This is a genomic window from Streptomyces sp. T028, assembly GCF_048159505.1.
GTDB lineage: Bacteria > Actinomycetota > Actinomycetes > Streptomycetales > Streptomycetaceae > Streptomyces.
This window is the reverse complement of record NZ_JBLRVZ010000009.1, coordinates 45882-70330: the sequence shown is the minus strand read 5'-3', so window position 1 is coordinate 70330 and position 24449 is coordinate 45882. Positions and strand designations below refer to the sequence as shown.

General features: G+C 72.7%; 18 protein-coding genes, 3 tRNA genes and 1 pseudogene. 12 read left to right on the top strand and 10 right to left on the bottom strand.

Annotation, left to right across the window (positions count from 1 at the left end; genetic code table 11):
- Nucleotides 1-11 precede the first annotated feature (11 nt).
- Complete coding sequence (locus ACLZN2_RS09135) at nucleotides 12-539, bottom strand: Lrp/AsnC family transcriptional regulator (RefSeq protein WP_416977866.1); 528 nt, start codon at nucleotides 537-539, stop codon at nucleotides 12-14.
- Nucleotides 540-715: 176 nt separating this feature from the next.
- Here ACLZN2_RS09135 and pdhA (ACLZN2_RS09130) point away from each other — a divergent pair, with 176 nt between their 5' ends.
- The 5 genes from pdhA (ACLZN2_RS09130) to ACLZN2_RS09110 all read left to right on the top strand — a co-directional run bounded on the left by pdhA (ACLZN2_RS09130) (nucleotide 716) and on the right by ACLZN2_RS09110 (nucleotide 6666).
- Nucleotides 716-1852, top strand: a complete 1137-nt coding sequence (gene pdhA / locus ACLZN2_RS09130; protein ID WP_416977865.1) for a pyruvate dehydrogenase (acetyl-transferring) E1 component subunit alpha — start codon at nucleotides 716-718, stop codon at nucleotides 1850-1852.
- Nucleotides 1849-2853 (top strand): alpha-ketoacid dehydrogenase subunit beta, encoded by a 1005-nt coding sequence (locus ACLZN2_RS09125; RefSeq protein ID WP_416977864.1) that lies wholly within the window; start codon nucleotides 1849-1851, stop codon nucleotides 2851-2853. Before pdhA (ACLZN2_RS09130) ends, ACLZN2_RS09125 begins: the two co-directional genes overlap by 4 nt.
- Nucleotides 2853-4214 (top strand): dihydrolipoamide acetyltransferase family protein, encoded by a 1362-nt coding sequence (locus tag ACLZN2_RS09120; RefSeq protein ID WP_416977863.1) that lies wholly within the window; start codon nucleotides 2853-2855, stop codon nucleotides 4212-4214. Before ACLZN2_RS09125 ends, ACLZN2_RS09120 begins: the two co-directional genes overlap by 1 nt.
- 62 nt (nucleotides 4215-4276) lie before the next feature.
- Entirely contained in the window at nucleotides 4277-5227 is a 951-nt protein-coding gene (locus ACLZN2_RS09115) for an NTP transferase domain-containing protein (RefSeq protein ID WP_416977862.1), read from the top strand.
- Entirely contained in the window at nucleotides 5224-6666 is a 1443-nt protein-coding gene (locus ACLZN2_RS09110; RefSeq protein ID WP_416977861.1) for a molybdopterin molybdotransferase MoeA, read from the top strand. Before ACLZN2_RS09115 ends, ACLZN2_RS09110 begins: the two co-directional genes overlap by 4 nt.
- Nucleotides 6667-6767: 101 nt before the next feature.
- Here ACLZN2_RS09110 and ACLZN2_RS09105 read toward each other — a convergent pair whose 3' ends face one another.
- Entirely contained in the window at nucleotides 6768-7886 is a 1119-nt protein-coding gene (locus ACLZN2_RS09105) for a potassium channel family protein (protein WP_416977860.1), read from the bottom strand.
- Nucleotides 7887-8019: 133 nt separating this feature from the next.
- On the opposite strand from ACLZN2_RS09105, the pseudogene ACLZN2_RS09100 reads away from it, so the two are divergent.
- Nucleotides 8020-8652, top strand: a pseudogene (locus ACLZN2_RS09100) (potassium channel family protein); the annotation flags it as partial.
- 152 nt (nucleotides 8653-8804) lie between these two features.
- Nucleotides 8805-9785: an NAD(P)H-quinone oxidoreductase gene (locus tag ACLZN2_RS09095; RefSeq protein WP_416977859.1), complete on the top strand. Its 981-nt coding sequence runs from the start codon at nucleotides 8805-8807 to the stop codon at nucleotides 9783-9785.
- A gap of 8 nt (nucleotides 9786-9793) precedes the next feature.
- Here ACLZN2_RS09095 and ACLZN2_RS09090 read toward each other — a convergent pair whose 3' ends face one another.
- Nucleotides 9794-10456 carry a hypothetical protein gene (locus ACLZN2_RS09090; protein ID WP_416977858.1) on the bottom strand — a complete coding sequence of 221 codons (663 nt, stop codon included), beginning with the start codon at nucleotides 10454-10456 and terminating at the stop codon, nucleotides 9794-9796.
- A gap of 134 nt (nucleotides 10457-10590) precedes the next feature.
- Here ACLZN2_RS09090 and ACLZN2_RS09085 point away from each other — a divergent pair, with 134 nt between their 5' ends.
- A complete protein-coding gene (locus tag ACLZN2_RS09085) occupies nucleotides 10591-11139 on the top strand; it encodes a bacterial proteasome activator family protein (RefSeq protein WP_416978082.1) in 549 nt (182 codons plus the stop codon).
- 93 nt (nucleotides 11140-11232) lie between these two features.
- On the opposite strand, the gene ACLZN2_RS09080 is transcribed toward ACLZN2_RS09085, so the two are convergent.
- Nucleotides 11233-12864: a protein kinase domain-containing protein gene (locus ACLZN2_RS09080; RefSeq protein ID WP_416977857.1), complete on the bottom strand. Its 1632-nt coding sequence runs from the start codon at nucleotides 12862-12864 to the stop codon at nucleotides 11233-11235.
- 374 nt (nucleotides 12865-13238) lie between these two features.
- On the opposite strand from ACLZN2_RS09080, the gene ACLZN2_RS09075 reads away from it, so the two are divergent.
- From ACLZN2_RS09075 to ACLZN2_RS09060, 4 genes are all read left to right on the top strand, one after another.
- On the top strand, nucleotides 13239-14843 hold the full coding sequence (locus ACLZN2_RS09075; protein WP_416977856.1) for a protein kinase domain-containing protein: 1605 nt from the start codon (nucleotides 13239-13241) through the stop codon (nucleotides 14841-14843).
- 379 nt (nucleotides 14844-15222) lie between these two features.
- Nucleotides 15223-16404 carry a pyruvate dehydrogenase (acetyl-transferring) E1 component subunit alpha gene (gene pdhA / locus ACLZN2_RS09070; RefSeq protein ID WP_416977855.1) on the top strand — a complete coding sequence of 394 codons (1182 nt, stop codon included), beginning with the start codon at nucleotides 15223-15225 and terminating at the stop codon, nucleotides 16402-16404.
- Between the two features lies 1 nt (nucleotide 16405).
- Entirely contained in the window at nucleotides 16406-17383 is a 978-nt protein-coding gene (locus ACLZN2_RS09065) for an alpha-ketoacid dehydrogenase subunit beta (RefSeq protein WP_416977854.1), read from the top strand.
- A gap of 10 nt (nucleotides 17384-17393) precedes the next feature.
- Nucleotides 17394-18860 (top strand): dihydrolipoamide acetyltransferase family protein, encoded by a 1467-nt coding sequence (locus ACLZN2_RS09060; RefSeq protein WP_416977853.1) that lies wholly within the window; start codon nucleotides 17394-17396, stop codon nucleotides 18858-18860.
- Between the two features lie 219 nt (nucleotides 18861-19079).
- Here the strand turns inward: ACLZN2_RS09060 and ACLZN2_RS09055 are convergent, their stop codons facing one another.
- From ACLZN2_RS09055 to ACLZN2_RS09030, 6 genes are all read right to left on the bottom strand, one after another.
- Nucleotides 19080-21425, bottom strand: a complete 2346-nt coding sequence (locus tag ACLZN2_RS09055; protein ID WP_416977852.1) for a hypothetical protein — start codon at nucleotides 21423-21425, stop codon at nucleotides 19080-19082.
- A gap of 3 nt (nucleotides 21426-21428) precedes the next feature.
- Nucleotides 21429-21500 (bottom strand) — tRNA-Ser (locus ACLZN2_RS09050).
- 5 nt (nucleotides 21501-21505) lie between these two features.
- Nucleotides 21506-21577: transfer RNA gene (locus ACLZN2_RS09045), tRNA-Arg, on the bottom strand.
- 5 nt (nucleotides 21578-21582) lie between these two features.
- A tRNA-Cys gene (locus ACLZN2_RS09040) sits at nucleotides 21583-21655 on the bottom strand.
- A 599-nt stretch (nucleotides 21656-22254) separates the two neighbouring features.
- Nucleotides 22255-23580 (bottom strand): MFS transporter, encoded by a 1326-nt coding sequence (locus tag ACLZN2_RS09035; protein ID WP_416977851.1) that lies wholly within the window; start codon nucleotides 23578-23580, stop codon nucleotides 22255-22257.
- Nucleotides 23577-24272, bottom strand: coding sequence for a GntR family transcriptional regulator (locus tag ACLZN2_RS09030; protein WP_416977850.1), 696 nt, complete (start codon nucleotides 24270-24272; stop codon nucleotides 23577-23579). Before ACLZN2_RS09030 ends, ACLZN2_RS09035 begins: the two co-directional genes overlap by 4 nt.
- Nucleotides 24273-24449 lie beyond the last annotated feature (177 nt).

Sequence of the window (24449 nt, the reverse complement as noted above, 5' to 3'; positions counted from 1 at the left end):
GGCCCCGGAGGCTACCCCTGCGGCTCCAGGTCCTCCTCCTCGAACACCAGCAGCGTGCGGGTGCTGAGCACCTCGGGGATGGCCTGGAGCCGGGTCAGCACCACCTCGCGCAGCGCCCTGTTGTCCGGCGTGTGCACCAGCAGCAGGACGTCGAAATCGCCCCCCACGAGGGCGATGTGGGAGGCGCCGGGCAGCTGTCTGAGCTGCTCCCGCACGGTCCGCCAGGTGTTCTGCACGATCTTCAGGGTGATGTACGCGCTCGTCCCCTGGCCCGCGCGCTCATGGTTCACCCGGGCGCCGAAGCCCCGGATGACTCCGTCCTCGACGAGCCGGTTGATCCGCGCGTAGGCGTTGGCGCGCGAGACGTGCACCCGTTCGGCGACCGACCGTATCGAGGCCCGGCCGTCCGCCTGGAGCATCTGCAGGATGTCCCGGTCGATGGCGTCGAGCGGCCGCGCCGGGAGCGGCTCCTGCGCGCCTTCCCCGCTCTGCCCGCCCTCCTGGTTCTCCGGGTACTCGGCCATTTGTTCAGGTGCCATGTCCCCCCGCCTCTCCGGCATGGACGTCCTGCGTCCATCTCAGGCTGTGGAGAACCGTTTGTCCACAGCCTGAGGGGGCCTGTAGCCAAAATGTGCCGACGACCGAACAATCGGTAGGTGAGGCGGGTCACAAGCCGGCACGCCTCCCTGAGCCGCTCCCACGAGGAGGTGCCGTCATGACGGTCATGGAGCAGCGGGGCGCGTACCGGCCGACCCCGCCGCCCGCCTGGCAGCCCCGCACCGACCCCGCGCCGCTGCTGCCCGACGCGGAGCCCTACCGCGTTCTCGGCACCGAGCAGGCCGCGAAGGCCGATCCGGAGCTGCTGCGGCGGCTGTACGCCCAGCTGGTGCTCGGCCGCCGCTACAACGCCCAGGCCACCGCCCTCACCAAGCAGGGGCGGCTCGCCGTCTACCCCTCCAGCACCGGCCAGGAGGCCTGCGAGGTCGCCGCCGCGCTGGCCCTGAAGGACCGCGACTGGCTCTTCCCCAGCTACCGCGACACCCTCGCGGTAGTCGCCCGCGGCGTCGACCCCGTCGAGGCACTCACCCTGCTGCGCGGCGACTGGCACACCGGCTACGACCCGTACGAGCACCGCGTGGCCCCCCTGTGCACCCCGCTCGCCACCCAGCTCCCGCACGCCGTGGGCCTCGCGCACGCCGCCCGCCTCAAGGGCGACGACGTGGTCGCGCTCGCCATGGTCGGCGACGGCGGCACCAGCGAGGGCGACTTCCACGAGGCGCTGAACTTCGCCGCCGTCTGGCAGGCCCCGGTCGTCTTCCTCGTCCAGAACAACGGCTTCGCGATCTCCGTCCCGCTGGCCAAGCAGACCGCCGCCCCCTCCCTCGCCCACAAGGCCGTCGGGTACGGCATGCCGGGCCGCCTGGTCGACGGCAACGACGCCGCCGCCGTGCACGAGGTCCTCACCGATGCCGTACGGCACGCGCGCGAGGGCGGCGGCCCCACCCTCATCGAGGCCGTGACGTACCGCATCGAGGCCCACACCAACGCCGACGACGCCACCCGCTACCGGGGCGACGCCGAGGTCGAGACCTGGCGCGAGCACGACCCGATCCTGCTGCTGGAACGTGAGCTCACCGCGCGCGGGCTGCTCGACGACCGGGCCAGGCAGGCCGCGCGGGACGCCGCCGAGACCATGGCCGCCGACCTGCGCGCCCGGATGAACCAGGACCCGGCCCTCGACCCCATGGACCTCTTCGCCCACGTGTACGCCGAGGACACCCCCCAGCTGCGCGAACAGCGCGCCCTGCTGGAGGCGGAACTCGCGGCGGAGCAGGAAGGCGCCCACCGATGACCACCGTCGCCCTCAAGCCCGCCACCATGGCGCAGGCCCTCACGCGCGCGCTGCGCGACGCGATGGCCGCCGACCCGTCCGTGCACGTCCTCGGCGAGGACGTGGGCACCCTCGGCGGCGTCTTCCGGGTCACCGACGGGCTCGCGAAGGAGTTCGGCGAGGACCGCTGCACCGACACCCCGCTCGCCGAGGCCGGCATCCTCGGCACCGCCGTCGGCATGGCCATGTACGGACTGCGCCCGGTCGTCGAGATGCAGTTCGACGCCTTCGCCTACCCGGCGTTCGAGCAGCTCATCAGCCATGTCGCCCGGATGCGCAACCGCACCCGGGGCCGGATGCCCCTGCCGGTCACGATCCGCGTCCCCTACGGCGGCGGCATCGGCGGCGTCGAGCACCACAGCGACTCCTCCGAGGCCTACTACATGGCGACTCCGGGCCTCCATGTCGTCACGCCCGCCACGGTCGCCGACGCCTACGGCCTGCTGCGCGCCGCCATCGCCTCCGACGACCCGGTCGTCGTTCTCGAACCCAAGCGCCTCTACTGGTCCAAGGACACCTGGAACCCCGAGGACCCGCAGACCGTCGACCCCATCGGACGGGCCGTGGTCCGCCGCCCCGGCCGCAGCGCCACCCTCATCACGTACGGCCCCTCGGTCCCCGTCTGCCTCGAAGCCGCCGAGGCGGCCCGCGCCGAGGGCTGGGACCTCGAAGTCGTCGACCTGCGCTCCCTGGTGCCCTTCGACGACGAGACGGTCGCCGCCTCGGTCCGCCGCACCGGACGCGCGGTCGTCGTCCACGAGTCGGGCTCCTTCGGCGGCCCCGGCGGGGAGATCGCGGCCCGCGTCACGGAACGCTGCTTCCACTACCTGGAGGCACCGGTGCTCCGTGTCGCCGGCTTCGACATCCCCTACCCGCCGCCGATGCTGGAGCGCCACCACCTGCCCGGCGTCGACCGCGTCCTGGACGCCGTGGCACGGCTGCAGTGGGAGGCCGGTAACTGATGGCACAAGTGCTGGAGTTCAAGCTCCCCGACCTCGGTGAGGGGCTCACCGAGGCGGAGATCGTGCGCTGGCTCGTCCAGGTAGGCGACGTGGTCGCCGTGGACCAGCCCGTCGTCGAGGTCGAGACGGCCAAGGCGATGGTCGAGGTGCCCTGCCCCTACGGCGGTGTCGTCACCGCCCGCTTCGGCGAGGAGGGCACCGAACTGCCCGTCGGCGCCCCCCTGATCACGGTCGCGGTCGGCGCGCCGGCCTCCGGCGGTCCGGCGGAGGGCTCCGGGAACGTGCTGGTCGGGTACGGCACCTCGGAGGCCCCGGCGCGGCGCAGGCGGGTACGGCCTGTTCCGCCGACGCCCGCCGCTCCCGCGCCGCCGATGACGCCCGCCGCTCCTGCCGGTCCCGCCGCACCCGCCGCTCCTGCCGGTCCCGCCGGTCCGCTTTCGGAGCCGCAGGGCGCCGGCGGCGGTGGCCGTGCGCTGCCCGAGGGCCCGGTCCCGGTGATTTCTCCGCTGGTGCGCCGGCTGGCCCGCGAGGGGGGCCTGGATCTGAGGGAGCTGACGGGCTCGGGTCCCGACGGGCTGATCCTGCGCGCGGACGTGGAGAACGCCCTGCGGGCGGCGGTGGCCGCTCCCGAACCCTCGCCCGCCCCCGCCCCCGTCTCCCCCGCCCTCACCGGCGGTCATCGCGTCCCCCTCAAGGGCGTCCGGGGTGCCGTCGCCGACAAGCTCTCCCGCAGCCGTCGTGAGATCCCCGACGCGACCTGCTGGGTGGACGCCGACGCGACCGAGCTGATGCGGGCCCGCGCCGCGATGAACGCCGGCGGCGGCCCGAAGATCTCCCTCCTCGCGCTGCTCGCCCGTATCTGCACGGCCGCCCTGGCCCGGTTCCCGGAGCTGAACTCCACCGTCGACCTGGAGGCGAGGGAGATCGTCCGGCTCGACCAGGTGCACCTGGGCTTCGCCGCGCAGACCGAGCGGGGGCTGGTCGTGCCCGTCGTCCGCGACGCGCACGCCCGGGACGCCGAGGGGCTCACCGCCGAGTTCGCCCGGCTCACCGAGGCGGCCCGGGACGGCCGTCTCACGCCCGGTGAGCTGACCGGCGGGACCTTCACGCTCAACAACTACGGCGTGTTCGGCGTCGACGGCTCCACGCCGATCATCAACCACCCCGAGGCGGCCATGCTCGGCGTCGGCCGGATCGTCCCCAGGCCGTGGGTGCACGAGGGCGAGCTGGCCGTGCGCCAGGTCGTCCAGCTCTCGCTCACCTTCGACCACCGGGTCTGCGACGGCGGCACCGCCGGGGGCTTCCTGCGGTACGTCGCGGACTGCGTGGAACAGCCGGCGGTGCTCCTGCGCACTGTGTGATCGCGGGGAACGCGAGGATCCCCGCGTTCCCCGCGATCGAGGAGGCCCCGCATACTCGTGAGGTGACCTCGTTCGAGCCCTCCGGCACCGCCGCCGCGTACGACGCCCCGTACGACGCCGTCGTGCTCGCCGGTGGCGGTGCCCGGCGCCTCGGCGGCGCCGACAAGCCCGGTGTGCGCGTGGGCGGGCGGATGCTGCTCGACCGGGTGCTCGCCGCCTGTGCCGACGCCCGCACCACCGTCGTGGTCGCCGACCCCCGGCCCACCGCCCGGCCCGTGCGCTGGGCGCGCGAGGACCCGCCGGGCGCGGGCCCCGTGGCCGCGCTCGACGCCGGGCTGCGCGGCGCCACGGCCGACGACGTCCTCGTCCTCTCCGCCGACCTGCCCTTCCTCGCGGCCGGCACCGTACGGCGGCTGCTGGCCGCCCTGCGCACGGCCGGCGCCGAGGGCGCGCTGCTCACCGACGCCGACGGCCGCGACCAGCCGCTCGTCGCCGCGTACCGCACGGCCGCCCTGCGCCGCGAGCTGGCGTCGCTCGGCGCGGCCTCCGGCGGCATCACGGGGCTGCCTCTGCGCCGGCTGACCGCCGGTCTCCACCTCACCCGCGTCCCCGACCCCGTCGCGTCGTTCGACTGCGACACCTGGGACGACATCGCCACCGCCAGGGCACGTATCAGGGAGCATGACCACGTGTTGGACGAATGGATTTCCGCAGTCAAGGACGAGCTGGGCATCGACCTCGACGTCGACACCGGCGTGCTGCTCGATCTCGCCCGGGACGCCGCCCACGGTGTGGCCCGGCCCGCCGCGCCGCTGACCACGTTCCTGGTCGGCTATGCGGCCGCCCGGGCCGAGGGAGGACCGGAGGCCGTCGCCGAGGCCGCCCGCAAGGCCGCCGCCCTGGCTCTGCGCTGGGCGAAGGAGGCCGAACAGGAAGGCTCCGAGGGCTCCTCCGAGGGCTCCTCCGGAGCCGCTGCCGACCGGCGCGGTGACGCGGCACCGGACGCAGGATGACCCGCCGCGGCATCCACGAGGGCCGGGACACACAGGCCCTCGATGCCGAAGGCTTCGACGTCGAGGAGGTGCTCGCCCTCGTGAACGACGGTAAGGGCCCCGCCGAAGGCCGCGCCGCCGGCCCCGCTCACGGCACCCACACCCCGGATGCCGCTCACGGGGCGACTGGCGCGGCCTCCGCTGCCTCCACGCCCCCTCCGGGCGACCGGCACGGACACGGGAAAGGCCACCGGCACCACGCCACCCCCTGGCCCGAGGCCCGGGCCGTCGCCGCCCGTGCCGCCCGGTCCCAGGCAGCCCGCCGTGCCCCCGTCTCCGTGACCCTCGGCGACGCACTCGGTCTCGTCCTGGCCGCCCCGCTGACCGCCCTCACCGACCTGCCCTCCTTCGACACCTCCGCCATGGACGGCTGGGCGGTCGCGGGCCCCGGCCCCTGGAGGGTCCGGGACGAGGGCGTGCTGGCGGGCAGCGCCGCGCCGGAGCCCCTCGCCGACGGCGAGGCCGTCCGGATCGCCACCGGCGCCCGGATTCCCCCGGACACCACGGCGGTCCTGCGCAGCGAGCACGGTCGCACCGACGCCCAGGGCCGGCTGCACCCGACCCGGGACATGAGCCACGGCCAGGACATCCGCCCCCGCGGCCAGGAGTGCCGTAGCGGCGACCAGTTGCTGCCCGCCGGCGCGGTGGTGACCCCGGCCGTCCTCGGCCTCGCCGCAGCCGCCGGGTACGACACGCTGGCCGCCGTACCGCGGCCCCGGGCCGAGGTGTTCGTCCTCGGCGACGAACTGCTCACCGAGGGCCGCCCGCACGACGGTCTCATCCGGGACGCGCTCGGCCCGATGCTGCCGCCGTGGCTGCGGGCCCTGGGCGCCGAGGTCGTCGCCGTACGGCGGATCGGTGACGACGAGAAGGCCCTGCACAAGGCCGTCAGCAAGTCCTCCGCGGACCTGATCGTCACCACCGGCGGCACTGCCTCCGGCCCCGTCGACCACGTCCACCCCGTCCTGCGCCGCGTCGGCGCCGAGCTCCTCGTCGACGGCGTCAAGGTGCGCCCCGGCCACCCCATGCTGCTGGCCCGCACCAAGGACGACCAGCACCTCGTCGGCCTGCCCGGCAACCCCCTCGCGGCCGTCTCCGGGCTCCTCACGCTCGCCGAACCCCTGCTGGACACCCTCTCCTCCCGGCCCGCTCCCGAGCGGTATGGGCTGCCCTTGCGGGACGAGGTGCACGGGCATCCGTACGACACCCGGCTCGTCCCGGTGGCGCTGCGCGGCGACCATGTCGTGCCGCTGCACTACAACGGTCCGGCGATGCTCCGGGGAGTCGCGGCGGCCGACGCGCTGGCCGTCGTACCGCCCGGTGGCGCCCGGGCGGGTCAGCGGGTGGAGCTTCTCGACCTGCCGTGGGCGACGGCCGGGGTCGCGGCCTGTTTCACGTGAAACAGCCGGTTCGGGACACGCCCTGTTTCACGTGAAACAAACCGCCTGTTTCACGTGAAACACCCGCAAGGGGGACCCGTCACCCCCGCACGGCCGCCTGCTCACGCCTGTTCCGGCGCCGGGACGGCCCGGCGGACCGTGACCACCCGGTCCCCCTGCTGGAGCCGGGTGAGCCGGGGATCGGCGTAGTCGAGCAGCTGCTTGCCCCGCACGACGGCCACGACCAGGTCCGCGGAGCTGCGCGGCGACTGTCCCGCCTCCCCTTCGGTGACGGGGCGCTCGAAGAGGGTCAGCCCGCTGCCGAGGGTCATCAGGTCCTCCAGGGTCTTCGCCACGGTCGGGCTGACCATGGAGACGCCGAGCAGCCGGCCGGCGGAGGACGAGCTGGTGACCACGGTGTTCGCGCCGGACTGCCGGAGCAGGGGCACGTTCTCGTCCTCCCGGGCGGCCACGACGATCGTGGCGCGCCGGTTGAGCTGCCGGGCCGTCAGGGTGACCAGGGCGGCCGTGTCGTCACGTTGCGGGGCGACGATCACCCGAGAGGCGTGCTGGGCCTCGGCGCGCCGCAGCACATCACTGCGGGTGGCGTCCCCGGTGATCGCCACCAGCCCGTCGTCGCCGGCTGCTTCGGCGGCCTTGCGCTGGCTGTCCACGATCACGATCCGGTCCTTGGCGATGCCCTGTCCGACCAGTGTCTCCACCGCGTGGCGGCCCTTCGTGCCGTATCCGACGACCACGACGTGGTCGCGGGTGCGCATGCGCCAGCGGTGGATGCGGACCTGCTGCCGGGTGCGCTCGGTGAGGACCTCCAGGGTGGTGCCGACCAGGATGATCAGGAACAGCACGCGCAGCGGGGTGATGACGAGGATGTTGACCAGCCGGGCGGTGTCGCTGACGGGGGTGATGTCGCCGTAGCCGGTGGTGGAGAGGGTGACCGTGGCGTAGTAGGCGGCGTCGAGGAAGTCCACGGAGCCGTCGGAGTTGTCGTGGTAGCCCTCGCGGTCGGCGTAGACGATCAGGGTGGTCAGGACCAGCACCAGCAAGGCCATGGCGAGGCGGCGCAGCACCTGCTGGAGCGGGGGCGCGCCGACGCTCACCGGCATGGTGATGGAGCGCCCCGCCTCGGCGTCGTCGCGTGCCTCCTGGCCGGAGCGGTACCAGAGGGACCTGACGAGAGAGACCCGCACCGCCTTGGTGGGCTGTCGTTCCTGGTCCTTCATCGCGCGCCCCCTGTGGCCGTGATCCGATCGACGGGCACCATGGTTCCCGGCGGGTCCGTGCCCGTCATGAAGCAACACGGTCCCTGAGCGACACGGTCCTTGGACCGTGTCCGTTCCCGCTCCGGAGGTCCCCTTGCGCGACCACATTGTCGTCGTCGGCTTCGGTACGAAGGGGAGGTCCGCGATCCGGACGGCCTGTGCCTCGGGGCTGCGCAAGGACCAGGTCGTGGTGATCGACCCCAGTGCGAAGGCGATCGACACGGCGAGCGCCGAGGGCTACGAGGGCGTGGTCGGGGACGCCACCCGCAGTGATGTGCTGCGGCGGGCGGAGGTGCAGCGGGCCGGGCGGATCATCATCGCGACCCAGCGCGACGACACGGCCGTGCTGGTGGCGCTGACGGCCCGCCAGCTCAACCCGGCCGCGAAGATCGTGGCCGCGGCACGCGAGGAGGAGAACGCGCCGCTGCTGAAGCAGTCCGGCGCCGACGAGGTCATCACCAGCGCCGGAGCGGCCGGACGGCTGCTGGGCCTGTCCGTGCTGAGCCCGTCGGCCGGGCTGGTGATGGAGGACCTCATACAGCAGGGCAGCGGGCTGGACCTCGTCGAGCGGACCGTCGCCAAGGCGGAGGCGGGCCGTGGTCCGCGTGAGACGGACGACCTGGTGGTCAGCGTCGTCCGCGGCCACCGGGTCCTCGCCTACGACGACCCCGCCGTCGGCGTTCTGGAACTGACGGACCGGCTGATCACGATCGTCCGCGTCGACTGAGTCGCCTGAGCCGCCCGACTCGCCTGAGCCGCCGTGCGGCCGACGGCCGGGCAGCCGTCACTTGCGGTTGTGGAGCCGCATGGTGACCGGCCCGAAGACAGCCACGTTTCCTGAGGGATCCCGCGCCCGGAGCGCGCGGTAGCGTCCCCTTCATGCATGCGATCACGATTCCCGAACCTGGTGGTCCCGAGGCGCTGGTGTGGGACGAGGTCCCCGATCCCGTGCCCGCCGAGGGCGAGGTCCTGGTCGAGGTGGTGGCCGGCGCCGTCAACCGCGCCGACATCCTGCAGCGGCAGGGCTTCTACGACCCGCCGCCCGGCGCCTCCCCCTACCCCGGCCTGGAGTGCTCCGGCCGGATCGCCGCGATCGGCCCCGGAGTCTCCGGCTGGACCGTCGGCGACGAGGTGTGCGCGCTGCTCTCGGGCGGCGGATACGCCGAGAAGGTCGCCGTCCCGGCCGGGCAGCTGCTGCCGGTGCCCGCGGGCCTGGACCTGCGGCAGGCCGCCGCGCTCCCCGAGGTGACCTGCACGGTCTGGTCGAACGTGTTCATGGTCGCCCATCTGCGCCCCGGCGAGACGCTGCTCGTGCACGGCGGCTCCAGCGGCATCGGCACCATGGCGATCCAGCTGGCCAAGGCCGTCGGAGCCAAGGTCGCGGTGACCGCCGGCACCAAGGAGAAGCTGGAGCGCTGCGCCGAGCTGGGCGCGGACATCCTGATCGACTACCGCGAGCAGGACTTCGTCGCCGAGCTGAAGGCGGCCACCGGCGGCGCGGGCGCCGACGTGATCCTCGACAACATGGGCGCGAAGTACCTGGACCGCAACGTCCAGAGCCTCGCCGTGAACGGGCGGCTCGCGATCATCGGCATGCAGGGCGGCATCAAGGGCGAGCTGAACATCGCGGCGCTGCTGAACAAGCGGGCCGCGATCAGCGCGACCTCGCTGCGGGCCCGTCCGCTCGCCGAGAAGGCGGCCATCGTCGCGGCCGTACGCGAACACGTCTGGCCCCTCCTCGCGGCGGGCCACGTCCGCCCCGTCGTCGACCGCGAGCTCCCGATGAACGAGGCCGCCGCGGCACACCGGGTGGTCGAGGAGAGCGGTCACGTGGGCAAGGTGCTGCTGGTCGTGCCGTAGGGCGCCGCTCAGGACCGCCGTAGCCGGAGCGCGGCGAGGCCGAGGCCCAGCCCGAGGCCGATCAGGACCAGTCCGCTGCCCAGCGGCAGGATCCGCGGCACGGGCCCCTCGGCCCGCTCCCCCGGCGCGGCGGCCTGCCCCACCCCGTCCTGCGGTACGGAGGCCTCCGGCACGACGGCGGCCTCGGACGCCGACGCCTCCGCGGTGCCGACGTCCGGTTCACCCTCGGGCTCGGCCGCCGGGCCGTCGGAGCCGTCCGTCCCTTCCTCGCCGTCGTCCGGCTCCTGACCCGTACCGTCCTCGTCCTCCGCCGTGCCCTCCTCGTCCGCCCGCCCGGGCCGCGCCCGCCCCTCACCGGCCCGGCTCCCGGCCCGGTCGGGCTCGCGGGAGGAGGAAGCGGAGGCCGAGGCCGAGGGGACCGCCAGCGGCCGCGTGCCATGCGTCGAGCCCCTGTCACGCGTCTCGCCCCTGCCATACGTGCCGTTCCCGCCGTCCGCCTCGTTCCTGCCGTACGACGAAACGCTCCCGTACGACGAAACGCTCCCGTACGACGAAACGGCCCCGTACGACGAAACGCTCCCGTACGACGAGGCGGCCGCGTACGTCGACACGACCCCGTACGGCAGCACGAGCACCCCCAGCGCGCACAACCCCCGCCGCAATCGAGTCACGCCCTCCAGACTCACACCGCCCCCATATCCCCGCATACCGGACTACACCGAACGCGTGCCGTGCGAAAACGGTGGATCTTCCTTCATGGGGGGCACCTCGGTGATGAGGTGTAGGCGTGCGAGAGAATGGCGGCATGGAGATGCCGAGGAACGAAGGGTCACCGGAGACCGCCCAGAAGATCCTGGTCGTGGGCCAGGACGGCATGGCACTCGGTGGCGTCGACCCCGACGAGGACTCCCGTGAGATCCCCGTGACGGAGCAGGTCGAGCAGCCGGCGAAGGTCATGCGGATCGGCAGCATGATCAAGCAGCTGCTGGAGGAGGTGCGCGCGGCTCCCCTGGACGAGGCGAGCCGGGCCCGGCTGAAGGAGATCCACGCCAGCTCGGTGAAGGAGCTGGAGGACGGCCTGGCGCCGGAGCTCGTCGAGGAACTGGAGCGGCTCTCCCTGCCGTTCAACGAGGAGTCGACCCCCAGCGACGCGGAACTGCGGATCGCGCAGGCCCAGTTGGTCGGCTGGCTGGAGGGCCTCTTCCACGGCATCCAGACCACGCTGTTCGCCCAGCAGATGGCCGCACGCGCGCAGTTGGAGCAGATGCGCCGGGCGCTGCCGCCGGGTATGGGCGGTCACGAGGGCGCCGACGACCCGCGTACGGGCGGCCGTTCGGGCGGGCCGTACCTCTAGGAGCAGCGACCCTTCACAGCCGTAGACGACAAAGGGCCCGGCGCCGAAGCCGGGCCCTCTCTCATGTCACCGGACGAATGATCACCGTGCGGGTCAGGACGCAGGGTTGCCCGTCGACACGCTCAGCTCGATCTCCGGTACGTCCGACGGGTCGACGTCCGTCCCGGCGGAGGGGAACTGGTCCATGACCGCGCCCTCGCCGTACGTGTTCTCGTCCACGTACTTGATCTTCATTTTCCAGCCGGCCGCCTGGAAGCAGGACTTGACCGATTTGATGTACTTGAACTTGAAGTCCGGCACCCGGATTTTGTCGGGGTCGTTGTACGACTCGTCCGGCTCGGAGCACTCGGTCGACTCGATCGTCTTGGAGGTGTCCGGGCCGCGGTAGTTCGCCGCCTTCGTCGCCGAGGGGGAGGCGCTGGAGCCGCCGCTGCCGCCCTCGTTGTCGTCGCCGCCGTTGAAGGCGAGGCTCATGAGCAGCGCGCCCACCGCCACCACCGCGACCACGGCGGAACCGATCACCACCGGCTTGTTGCCCTTGCCGCCGCCCGAGGGCACCGGGGCCGAGGGCTGCGGGGTGAGGTTGTACGCCGGTGGCGTGGGCGGGCCCTGCTGGTGGCCGTAGGCCGGGGCGGGCGTCTGGTAGCCGGGCTGCTGCGGGTAGCCGTAGGACGGCGGGGTCGGGGCGCTGTACGGGTTCGGGGTGGGCGCCGGCTGGTACGGCGTCTGCACATGCCCCACGGGCGGCTGCGGCGTGTTCTGGCCGACCGGCGGGAACACCGCCGAGCCGACGCCCGAGCCGCTCTGCGCCGAGGTGCCCGGGACGATGCTCGGCGGGGCCGCCTGGAAGGAGGCGGCGACGCGCAGGCACTCGTCGCGCATGGCGACGGCCGTCGGGAAGCGGTCGTTCGGGTTCTTCTTCAGCGCGCGGGCTACCAGCGCGTCCACGGCCGGCGGTAGCGAACGGTTGATCGAGGAGGGCGCCACCGGCTCCTCCTGCACATGCGCGTACGCGATCGCCAGCGGCGAGTCCGCGTCGAACGGCAGCCGCCCGGTGACCAGTTGGAACAGCATGACGCCGACCGAGTACAGGTCGGAGCGGGCGTCCACGCCCCGGCCCAGGGCCTGTTCGGGCGAGAGGTACTGCGGGGTGCCGACGACCATGCCGGTCTGCGTCATCGACGTCACACCGGACTGCATCGCGCGCGCGATGCCGAAGTCCATCACCTTGACGACGCCGCGCTTGGTCATCATCACGTTGCCCGGCTTGATGTCGCGGTGGACCAGCCCCATCTCGTGGCTGATCTCCAGCGCCGCCAGCACATCCGCGGTGATCTTCAGCGCCTTGTCGGCGGGCATCGCGCCCTGCTGCCGTACGTCCTCGTCGAGCACGGAGCCGAGCGGGCGGCCCTCGACGTACTCCATGACGATGTACGGAGTCGTCAACCCGCCCATCTCGTCCTCGCCGGTGTCGAACACCGAGACGATGTTGGTGTGCGTGAGCTTGGCCACTGCCTGGGCCTCGCGGCGGAAACGCTCACGGAAGGCCTGTTCACGGCCGAGTTCGGTGTGGAGCGTCTTGACCGCGACCTGGCGGTCGAGGACCGAGTCGTAGGCGAGGTGCACCGAGGCCATGCCGCCCTGGCCGAGCAGATCGCGCAGCTGATACCGGCCATTGGCCAGCGCCCGCCCCGCGTGCGCGCCCTGTGCGCCGTCCTGGCTCATGTTCCGCGTCCCCCGTAGGCCCTTGAGGCGCCGTCGTCCGCCGCCGGGCGTCTCTCTGCTGTTGACTGCCGTTGATCGAAAGTGCTATTCCCGGCCAAGTCTGCCGCAGGGCACTGACACGTCAAGCTCGGTGCCCGTTCCGTGACCCTACGAGAAAGAAGCGTCGCGGAAGCGTTACCGGTGGCTTGCGGCCGGTACACAGAATTTGCACGCCGGCAGGTGGTACGGGTTTGATGACCGGTCCGTCTCGGACCGGTGGCGGAGTTCATCAGGAACTCATCGAGGACCGGAGGCTTGCGCAAAGGCTGTAGCGTGGCCGACGGAGACCGTAACAACACCGCGCGCACCGCGGGCAGAAACGACGGCGAGGACTGATGGCACAGCAGCAGCCCCAGGGCCCGTCCGACCCCGAGGCGACTGGCGGCGGTATGTCAGACGCGCCGGAGAACTGGGGCAACGGCGGGCTGGTCGGCGACGGCCGGTACCGGCTGACCCGCAGACTCGGCCGGGGCGGTATGGCCGAGGTGTTCGCGGCCGAGGACGTACGACTCGGCCGCACCGTCGCGGTCAAACTGCTGCGCGCCGACCTCGCCGAGGACCCCACCTCCAAGGCCCGCTTCACACGTGAGGCCCAGTCGGTGGCCGGCCTCAACCACCACGCGATCGTCGCCGTGTACGACTCCGGCGAGGACTTCGTCGGCGGTCAGAGCGTGCCGTACATCGTGATGGAGATCGTCGAGGGGCGCACGATCCGCGACCTCCTGATCAACGCCGAGGCGCCCGGGCCCGAGCAGGCCCTGATCATCGTCTCCGGTGTGCTGGAGGCGCTCGCCTACTCGCACCAACACGGCATCGTGCACCGCGACATCAAGCCGGCCAACGTGATCATCACGCACAACGGCGCCGTCAAGGTGATGGACTTCGGCATCGCGCGCGCCCTGCACGGCGCGTCCACGACGATGACGCAGACCGGCATGGTCATGGGCACCCCGCAGTACCTCTCCCCGGAGCAGGCGCTCGGCAAGGCCGTCGACTACCGCTCCGACCTGTACGCGACGGGCTGCCTCCTCTACGAACTCCTCGCGCTGCGCCCGCCGTTCATCGGCGAGACCCCGCTGTCGGTGGTCTACCAGCACGTCCAGGACATCCCGGTGCCGCCGTCGCAGACCTCCGAGGGCCAGTGCCCGCCGGAGCTCGACGGCCTGGTCATGCGCTCCCTCGCCAAGGAGCCCGACGACCGGTTCCAGACGGCCGAGGAGATGCGCGGACTCGTCCAGTACGCGCTGCAGATGCTCTACGACCAGGGCGCCCACACCGGCACCTGGAACACCGGCCCGGTCACGATGCACGACGGCCGGGGCGGGGCCGCGAGCCCCTACGCGGGCACCACGATGATGCCCCAGCACGACGGCTCGATGACCTCGCAGATCCCGCAGCCGATCCTGCCCACGGGTTACGGCAGCGGCGACGACGGCGGCTTCGAGGGGCACGGCAACAAGGGCAGCGGCAGCGGCAAGCTGTGGATCCTGGCCGTCCTCGCGGTGATCGCCATCGCCGCGGGTGTCGCGCTCGCGCTGAACACGAAGAACACGGGCAGCGGCGACGCCGACACCACCGAGTCGCCGACCGTCACGCAGTCCCAGACCACCGAGGCCAGTGAGTCGCCGACCGAGGAGGAGACCGAGGAGTCCTCGGACGACACCTCCGACGACAGCACCGGCTCGGACTCCGGCTCGAACTACACCCCGTCGTACACGCCCTCGCACACCCCGTCGTACACGCCCTCCGAAACGGCCACCAGCCAGCCGACCGACACGGAGACGGACCCGGAGACCTCGGAGGAGCCGACAGGCTCGGAGACCGACGGCACCGACAACGGTGGCACCGGTGACGGTGGCGCCGACGCCGGCGGTACCGACGCGGGCTCCACACAGGGCACGACTCAGGGCAACACCACCCTCGGTGCCGTCGGCGGCTGACCGACCGTCCCGCATTTTTCAGCCACGCGCGCGTGAAGCCCTTTCCCTGGGCCACGCGCGCGTAGTGCATTCGGGGACTCTTCCCGTGACCTGGGTCACCGGGATAACGTGCCGTTGTTCCGGCCCCCTGCAAGGCTGTGACCAGGAAGAGTTCCCGATTTCGCGTTTTTACTTGGAAATCCAAGCAAAAACGCAGGTCAGGAGGGGTTTCACAGAAATGTGGACTTCTGGGTAACGTGCCTGTTGCAGGGCGCTCGCCGGGGCACCTGTCACATCTGTGCCCGATGTGGCCGCACCCACCCTGTGCGGGCAGGAAGGCGCAGGTGAGCCGCACTGGCACCCGGCGAACCCGGGTAGCCGGACCGACGGAGGAGCACACGTGACCGTGGAGAGCACTGCCGCGCGCAAACCGCGACGCAGCGCCGGAACCAAGAGCACGGCCGGCAAGCGCACGACCGCAAGGAACGCGCCAGGCACCGACCCCGAGCTCGTACAGCTGCTGACGCCCGAGGGCAAGCGCGTCAAGAACGCCGCGTACGACAAGTACGTCGCCGGCGTCACCCCCGAAGAGCTCCGCGGCCTGTACCGCGACATGGTGCTCACCCGCCGCTTCGACGCCGAGGCCACCTCCCTGCAGCGCCAGGGCGAGCTCGGCCTGTGGGCGTCGCTGCTCGGCCAGGAGGCCGCCCAGATCGGCTCCGGCCGGGCGCTGCGCGACGACGACTATGTCTTCCCGACCTACCGCGAGCACGGCGTCGCCTGGTGCCGCGGGGTCGACCCGACCAACCTGCTCGGCATGTTCCGCGGTGTGAACAACGGCGGCTGGGACCCCAACGGGAACAACTTCCACCTCTACACGATCGTCATCGGCTCCCAGACGCTGCACGCGACCGGATACGCGATGGGCGTCGCCAAGGACGGCGCGGACAGCGCGGTGATCGCCTACTTCGGCGACGGCGCCTCCAGCCAGGGCGACGTGGCCGAGTCCTTCACCTTCTCCGCCGTCTACAACGCGCCCGTGGTGTTCTTCTGCCAGAACAACCAGTGGGCGATCTCCGAGCCGACCGAGAAGCAGACCCGCGTCCCGCTCTACCAGCGCGCCCAGGGCTTCGGCTTCCCCGGCGTCCGTGTCGACGGCAACGACGTGCTGGCCTGCCTCGCGGTCACCCGCTGGGCCCTGGAGCGGGCCCGCAACGGCGAGGGCCCCACCCTCGTCGAGGCGTACACCTACCGCATGGGCGCCCACACCACCTCCGACGACCCGACCCGCTACCGCGGCGACGAGGAGCGCCTCGCCTGGGAGGCGAAGGACCCGATCCTGCGCCTGCGCCGCCACCTGGAAGCCTCAAACCACACGGACGAGGGATTCTTCGCGGAACTCGAGGCCGAGAGCGAGGCGTTGGGCAGGCGAGTGCGCGAAGCGGTCCGTGCCATGCCGGACCCGGACCACTTCGCCATCTTCGAGAACGTGTACGCGGACGGGCACGCGCTCGTCGACGAGGAGCGGGCCCAGTTCGCCGCCTACCAGGCGTCGTTCGCGGACGAAGACGGGGGTAAGTGAGATGGCGGAGAAGATGGCTCTGGCCAAGGCGATCAACGAGTCGCTGCGGCGCGCACTGGAGACCGACCCGAAGGTCATCGTCATGGGCGAGGACGTCGGCAAGCTCGGCGGTGTCTTCCGGGTGACGGACGGCCTGCAGAAGGACTTCGGCGAGAGCCGTGTCATCGACACCCCGCTCGCCGAGTCCGGTATCGTCGGCACGGCCATCGGCCTGGCCCTGCGCGGCTACCGGCCGGTCGTGGAGATCCAGTTCGACGGCTTCGTCTTCCCGGCCTACGACCAGATCGTCACCCAGCTCGCCAAGATGCACGCCCGTTCCCTGGGCAAGGTCAAGATGCCGGTCGTCGTCCGCATCCCCTACGGGGGTGGCATCGGCGCGGTCGAGCACCACTCCGAGTCCCCGGAGTCGCTGTTCGCGCACGTCGCCGGCCTCAAGGTGGTCTCCCCCTCCAACGCCTCCGACGCGTACTGGATGATGCAGCAGGCCATCCAGAGCGACGACCCGGTGATCTTCTTCGAGCCCAAGCGCCGCTACTGGGACAAGGGAGAGGTCAACACAGAGGCCATCCCCGGCCCGCTGCACAAGGCCCAGGTGGTCCGCGAGGGCACCGACCTGACCCTGGCCGCCTACGGCCCGATGGTGAAGACCTGCCTCGAGGTCGCCGCCGCGGCCGCCGAGGAGGGCAAGAACCTCGAGGTCCTGGACCTGCGCTCGGTCTCCCCGCTCGACTTCGCCTCCATCCAGGCCTCGGTCGAGAAGACCCGCCGCCTGGTCGTCGTCCACGAGGCACCGGTGTTCTTCGGCTCCGGCGCGGAGATCGCCGCCCGGATCACCGAGCGCTGCTTCTACCACCTGGAGGCCCCGGTGCTCCGGGTCGGCGGCTACCACGCCCCGTACCCGCCGGCCCGCCTGGAGGAGGAGTACCTGCCGGGCCTGGACCGGGTGCTCGACGCCGTCGACCGTGCCCTGGCGTACTGAGGAGAGGGTCGTGACGACGATGACGGAAGCGTCCGTACGCGAGTTCAAGATGCCGGACGTGGGCGAGGGTCTCACCGAGGCCGAGATCCTCAAGTGGTACGTCCAGCCCGGCGACACGGTCACCGACGGCCAGGTGGTGTGCGAGGTCGAGACGGCCAAGGCCGCCGTCGAACTGCCCATCCCCTACGACGGTGTGGTCCGCGCGCTCCACTTCCCCGAGGGCACCACGGTGGACGTGGGCACGTCGATCATCGCGGTGGACGTGACGGGCGGCGCGGCCCCCGCCGAGGCACCGGCGCCCGCCCAGGCGTCCGCCGCCCCTGCCGCGCCGGCCGCCGAGGAGAAGAAGCCGGAGGGTTCCGGCCGCCAGCCGGTGCTCGTCGGGTACGGCGTGGCCGCCTCCTCCACCAAGCGCCGCCCCCGCAAGAGCAGTGCGATCCCGGTCCAGGAGCCCGCGACGGCAGCCGTCCAGTCCGAGCTGAACGGCCACGGCAGCGCCCCCGCCGTGAAGGAGCGCCCGCTGGCCAAGCCGCCGGTACGCAAGCTCGCCAAGGACCTGGGCGTGGACCTCACCACGGTGGTCCCGACCGGCCCGGACGGCATCATCACGCGGGAGGACGTGCACGCGGCGGCGGCCCCGGAGGCCACGGTTGCGGCGGCTGCGGCTCCGGTGGCTCCGGCCCAGGTGCCCGCGCCCGAGCCGGTGACCCAGGCTCCGGTGCCGGTCACGGCGCCCGTGCCGGCGCCCGTCGCGTCGTACGACTCGGCACGCGAGACCCGTATCCCGGTCAAGGGCGTCCGCAAGGCGACGGCGGCGGCGATGGTCGGCTCGGCGTTCACCGCGCCGCATGTCACCGAGTTCATCACGGTCGACGTCACGCGCACGCTGAAGCTGGTCGAGGAGCTGAAGCGGGCCCCCGAGCAGTACGGGATGCAGGGGGTGCGGGTCAACCCGCTGCTGCTGATCGCCAAGGCCCTGCTGGTCGCGATCCGGCGCAACCCGGAGATCAACGCCTCCTGGGACGAGCCGGCGCAGGAGATCGTGGTCAAGCACTACGTCAACCTGGGCATCGCGGCGGCCACCCCGCGCGGTCTGCTCGTCCCGAACATCAAGGACGCGCACGCCAAGACACTGCCGCAGCTGGCCGAGTCCCTGAGCGAACTGGTCTCCACGGCCCGCGAGGGCAAGACGTCTCCCGCCGCCATGCAGGGCGGCACGGTGACGATCACCAACGTCGGCGTCTTCGGCGTCGACACCGGCACCCCGATCCTCAACCCCGGTGAGTCGGCGATCCTCGCGGTCGGCGCGATCAGACTCCAGCCGTGGGTCCACAAGGGCAAGGTGAAGCCCCGCCAGGTGACCACCCTGGCGCTGTCCTTCGACCACCGCCTGGTGGACGGGGAGCTGGGCTCGAAGGTGCTGGCCGACGTGGCGGCGATCCTGGAACAGCCGAAGCGGCTGATCACCTGGGCGTGATCGAGCGCTGAGGGGAGCCGCGCGCTCTGTTCAGGGCGCGCGGCCTAGGCCCTGTCGTCAAATTCCCACCTGCCCCGCGACGCCATGCACGCCCTCTCGCCGCACCGGGCCCAGACCCGAGTACGTCCAGTACGAGGGTCAGGGCCCGGCACACCGAGAGCACGCACCTGACGCCGCGTGGCCGCCCTCCGGGCGACGACGGGAATTTGACGACAGGGCCTAGCCCCGGTACTGCTTCCGCTCCTCCTGCATCCAGTGGCCGCCGATCGCCCAGCCCAGGAACAGGCGGCCGGTGCCGTCGTCGGCGTGGCCGCCCTCCGCGACCTGGCGCAGGCCTGTCACGGCCGGGGCGAGACGGGCGCCGACATGGCCGGGGTGGCGGGCGGCCTCCTCGGACAGCCAGGCGAGGGTCCGGGCCCGCTCCCGCGCCGTGCACAGGGACAGCTGGAACACCATCTGCCGCCAGGCGTAGGCCGCGTCCTTGATCGTGGCCAGCGGGAACGCCTGGCCGTGCACCCGGGCGGTCAGCCGGCACACGGTGACGAAGCAGCGGCGCGCCAGGTCCTCCCAGCCCGGGGCCGGGGCGATGCCGACCCGGTGGACCAGGGTGGCCAGGTTGTGCGTGGTGAGGATCTGCGCCTGCTCGATGACCTTGCCGTTCCCGGCCACCGACCAGGAGGAGGACCGGGACCAGGTCCCCGCGGAGAAGGCCTCCGCACGGTCCACGCACAGCCGCCCGAACCCCGGCGAGGTCCGCGGCCCGTGCGTCCGCGGCCGGTGGGTCCGGGTCTGCGCCTCGCCCGCCTCCGCGATCGCCAGGTCGCGGACGGCCGCGTAGTCGATGCGGTAGTAGCGCTCGTAGAGCGAACCGCCGCCGAGCAAGTCCGCCGCCACCCGTGCCGCCGCGAGGAACTTCGGGCTGAAGGCGCCCATGAAGATGTCGTTGGCCAGCTCCTCGACCAGCGGTGCGCCGAGGTCGGCCTGACGGGCGAGCACGGACAGCTCGCGGACCAGCGGGTTCGGCAGGATCGTCGCGGGGAACGCCTGCACGGCCAGCTCGCCCAGCCGCCGCAGCGCGACCGCCGCCGTTTCGCCCGCCCCGCCCTCGGCCCGCTGCCCGGCCACGGCCCGCACCCACGGCAGCTCCTCGATCCGCACCTGCTGCTGGAGGTTGAGCAGCAGCAGCGAACGGCGGCCGGCGAAGGCGCGGTGGTTCGCGACGGCCAGCGTGCGCAGGGCGCCGTCCGGGTAGGCCTCGGCGGCGGTGACGGCGACGAGCTGCGGCACGATCTCGGCGAGTACCTCCGCCGACGGCACCAGACCACGCTCCACCAGCGTCTCCAGGGGAGCGCTCAGCGCGCCCTCGACGGGCCGGCGGACGCCGGCCGGGATCCCCGCGCCCACCGGCAGCCCGGTCTCCCGCGCCTCGGCCTCGGTCACGGCGACGAGCAGCGGCTCCGGATCGGCCACGCCCGTCGTCTGCTCCAGCCCGGACAGCCGGCGCAGCACCAGCTGGGCCAGCGCGTGGTGGGAGGGCAGCGCCGCCTGCGCGGCCTGCTCCCGGCGCAGGGCCGTGTGCGGGGCGGAACCGGGCAGTCCGCGCCGCCGCACCATCGCGGTGACGGCGTGCCGCAGCAGCCCGAGCCGGCGCGCGTCCGGCCCCCTGCCGGTGACGGTGTCCTCCAGCGCGCCCCGCAGGATCGCCAGATTCTGCTTGGGGTCGAGGTGCTTGGTGCAGGAGGTGTGCCGAAGCGCCAGCTCGCCGTAGCGGGCCAGCAGTTCGGTCCCGCGCTCGTACCAGCCGGCGTGGGCTGCCCGCGCCGGGACATGGACGGTGCCTTCGGCGTCGGCGGTCTCCAGCCAGTGCGCGAGGAGTTCGTCGCCGAACGGCTGCCACACGGTCAGCGCCTCCCGCTGGGTCTCCACGGCCGTGCTGGGCCGGCGCCGCGCCAGGGTCTCCCCGGCGTCGGCGACGGTCTGCCGGTGCACGGCATCGGCCTCGGGCACGGGCCGGGTGGCCGGCCGCGGGGTGAAACGCAGCCGCCCGGCGAAGGGGGCGAGTTCCGCGACGAGTCCGGCCGCCGCCTCGGTCCGTCCGGCCCGGGCCAGCCAGGCCACGGTGAGCAGGGCGGCCTCCTCCGGCACGGTCACCTCGTAGCGTCCGCTGTCCAGGAGGTCGTAGAGCCGGGCCAGTCCGTCCGCGGTGAGCCAGTACGCGAACAGTTCCTGTCGCTCGCACGGCACCGCGGCACGGCGCGCCGTCTCCGTCTCGTACTCCGTCAGGGGTCCGGAGGCGCTGGGCTCGCCGGTGGCGAAGCCGCCCCGCAGGACCTTGGGCGTCACCCACGCGGGGAGCCCCGAGACGGGCGTGCGGGAGCCGATGGTGAGGACGCCCTCCGCCATGCCGGTGAGGACGGACCGCCAGGAGCGGCCCCGTTCGCCGGCACGGCGGCGGGCGTCGGGGTCGGCGTGGGTGAGCGCGGTCCTGAGCGCCTTGGCCAGCTGCCCGGCGGCGTACCCCGGGTTGGCCTGTGCGAGGTGCTGCTGGTCAGCGTCGCTGTTCATAAGCCGACGTGGCGGGTGCCGCCCCCGCTCCCTCCGGGTCTCGAGCCCGGTGCTCTGCTGTTGAGCTACACGTCGATCGGCCGACGTGGCGGGTGCCGCCCCCGCGCCCTCCGGGATAGGAGCCCGGTGCTCTGCTGCTGAGCTACACGTCGATCGGCCGACGTGGCGGGATCCGCCCCCGCGCCCTCCGGGTTTGCAGCCCGGCGCTCTGGCTGCTGAGCTACACGTCGACGACGCTGACGCTAATTGCCGAACGGGCGTACGGACAACTGGGTTTCCCGGCTGCCGCCCGCCCGCCTGGCCGCCGGGCTGCCCGCCCGGCCGCCTGCATGTCCGGCCAGCCGCCCCCGGCCCGGCGGCCTGCCCGTCCGGCTGCCCGGCCACCTGGCCGCCCGCACGTCTGGCCGTCCGGCGCGCGCCCGTCCGGCGGCCCGCATGTCCGACTGCCTGCATGTTCGGCCAGCCGCTCGTCCGGCTGTCTGCACGCCTGGCCGCCCGCACGTCTGGCTGTCCGGCGCGCGCCAGCCCGGCGGCCCGCATGTCCGGCCAGCCGTCTGCCCGACTGCCTGCATGTTCGGCCGCCCGCACGTCTGGCTGTCCGGCGCGCGCCAGCCCGGCGGCCCGCATGTCCGGCCAGCCGTCTGCCCGCACGTCCGACCAGCCGCCTGCCTGTATGTCCGCCCGGCCCCCCCGCCCGGCGGCCAGCCCGTCCGCCCGTCCGCCCGTCCGGCCGTCCGGCGAGCGCACGCCCGGCTGCCCGCCCTAGGCCCGTCCGGCCGTCCGCACGCCAGGCCCGCCCGGTCGAAGGGGTGACGGTCCGTGTGCCCGGCTAGCCGACTTCCTGTGCCGGTACGTGGACCGTTTCCACGCGGCTTGCCACCAGCCGTTCGCGTTCCCGGCGGGCCGCGCGCTTGCGCAGTCGCAGGATCTGGCTGACGCCGAGGGCCTGGAGGACGAACACCGAGGAGAAGGCGATCGTGTAGTCGTCGCCGGTCGCGTCCAGCAGCGCACCGACCGCGAACAGGGTTGTCATGGAGGCCGTGAAACCACCCATGTTGGTGATGCCGGAGGCGGTGCCCTGACGCTCGGGCGGGTTCGCGGGACGGGCGAAGTCGAAGCCCAGCATCGAGGCGGGGCCGCAGGCGCCCAGCACCGCGCAGAGGACGACGAGGAGCCACATCGGCGCGTGGTCGGCGGGGTACGCCAGGGTCACCGCCCACACGAGGGCCGTCGCGCCCACCGTGCCGAGCGCCAGCGGGAGCCGCGCGCCGTGGTGCCGGGCGACGATCTGGCCGTAGACCAGGCCCACGGCCATGTTGGAGAGCACCACCAGCGTCAGCAGTTCACCCGCCGTCGCCCGGGACAGGCCCTGCGCCTCCACGAGGAACGGCAGGCCCCACAGCAGCAGGAACACCATCGCCGGGAACTGCGTCGTGAAGTGCACCCACAGGCCGAGCCGTGTCCCCGGCTCCCGCCAGGAGGCGACGATCTGCCGGCGTACGTAGGCCGCGCCGTGGTGCGGGAAGGGCTCGGGCTCGTGGCCCTCGGGGTGGTCCTTCAGGAAGAGGACGAGCAGGACCAGCACGACCACGCCCGCGAGCGCGCTGCCCGCGAAGGCGGCCGTCCAGCCGATCCCGTGCAGCAGCCGGGCCAGCAGCAGGGTGGAGACCAGATTGCCCGCCATGCCCGCGAGGCCGGCGAACTGGGCGACCAGGGGCCCGCGTCGGGCCGGGAACCAGCGGGTGCCGAGGCGCAGCACGCTGATGAACGTCATCGCGTCGCCGCAGCCGAGCAGCGCACGCGAGGCGAGCGCCATGCCGTACGACGGGGAGAACGCGAAGCCGAGTTGGCCCGCCGTGAACAGGACCACGCCGATCGTCAGCACCCGCTTGGTGCCGAGGCGGTCCACGAGCAGGCCGACGGGTATCTGCATGCCCGCGTAGACGAGGAGCTGGAGGATCGAGAAGGTCGACAGGGCCGAGGCGTTCACATGGAAGCGGTCGGCGGCGTCGAGTCCGGCGACCCCCAACGACGTACGGAAGATGACGGCGACGAAGTAGACCGAGACACCGATCCCCCAGACGGCCACCGCGCGCCGTCCTCCGGGTGGATCCCCCGGAAGGGTGGAGTGGGATCCACCGCGGGTGACGCTCATCGGACCTCACCCCGGGCGAGGTGGGAGAACCAGCCGACGTGCCGGTGGACGATGTCCACGGCGGCCTCGGCGTCGCCCGCGCGCAGCGCCTGGAGGATCTCCTCGTGCTCCGTCAGTGTCTTCGCGACGCGGTCGGGGTGGGAGTGCAGGACGGCGACGCCCATGCGCAGTTGGCGGTCGCGGAGCTGGTCGTAGAGGCGGGAGAGGATCTCGTTGCCCCCGCTGCGGACGATCTCCGCGTGGAAGCAGCGGTCCGTGACCGCGGCCGCCGCGAGGTCGCCGGCGGCGGCCTGCTCCTTCTGCCTCGCGAGCAGTTCCTCCAGGCGCTCGATCAGGCCGGGCGGCGCGGGCACCGCCTTGCGCGCCGCGTGCTCCTCGACCAGCAGCCGGGTCTCCACCACGTCCGCGATCTCCTGTGCGGAGACCGGCAGGACCAGGGCGCCCTTCTTCGGATACAGCTTGATCAGGCCCTCCGCCTCCAGGCGGAGCAGCGCCTCGCGCACGGGGGTCCGGGAGACCCCTACGGCGTCGGCCAGCTCGCCCTCGGTGAGGAGGGTGCCGCCCTCGTAACGGCGGTCCAGGACGCCCTGCTTGACGTGGGTGTAGACCCGGTCGGCGGCGGGGGGCTGCTTGAGGGAGACGGACGGGGAGTCGTTGGTGGAGGCGGGAGCGGGCGGGGCGGACGACGGCATGCCCACAGGATAGATACAACATGTGCGCAAAGGCGGGAGCGTCCAGCATCCGGAACCCGAGTCGCCCGCGGGCGCGTTCGCGCTCGGGGTAATCAGAAATTCGTCCCAGCAGGCGCACAACCTTCTGTGCTACTTACATGTCACACACGTGCGGCCCCACCAACTTTCCCCATGCCA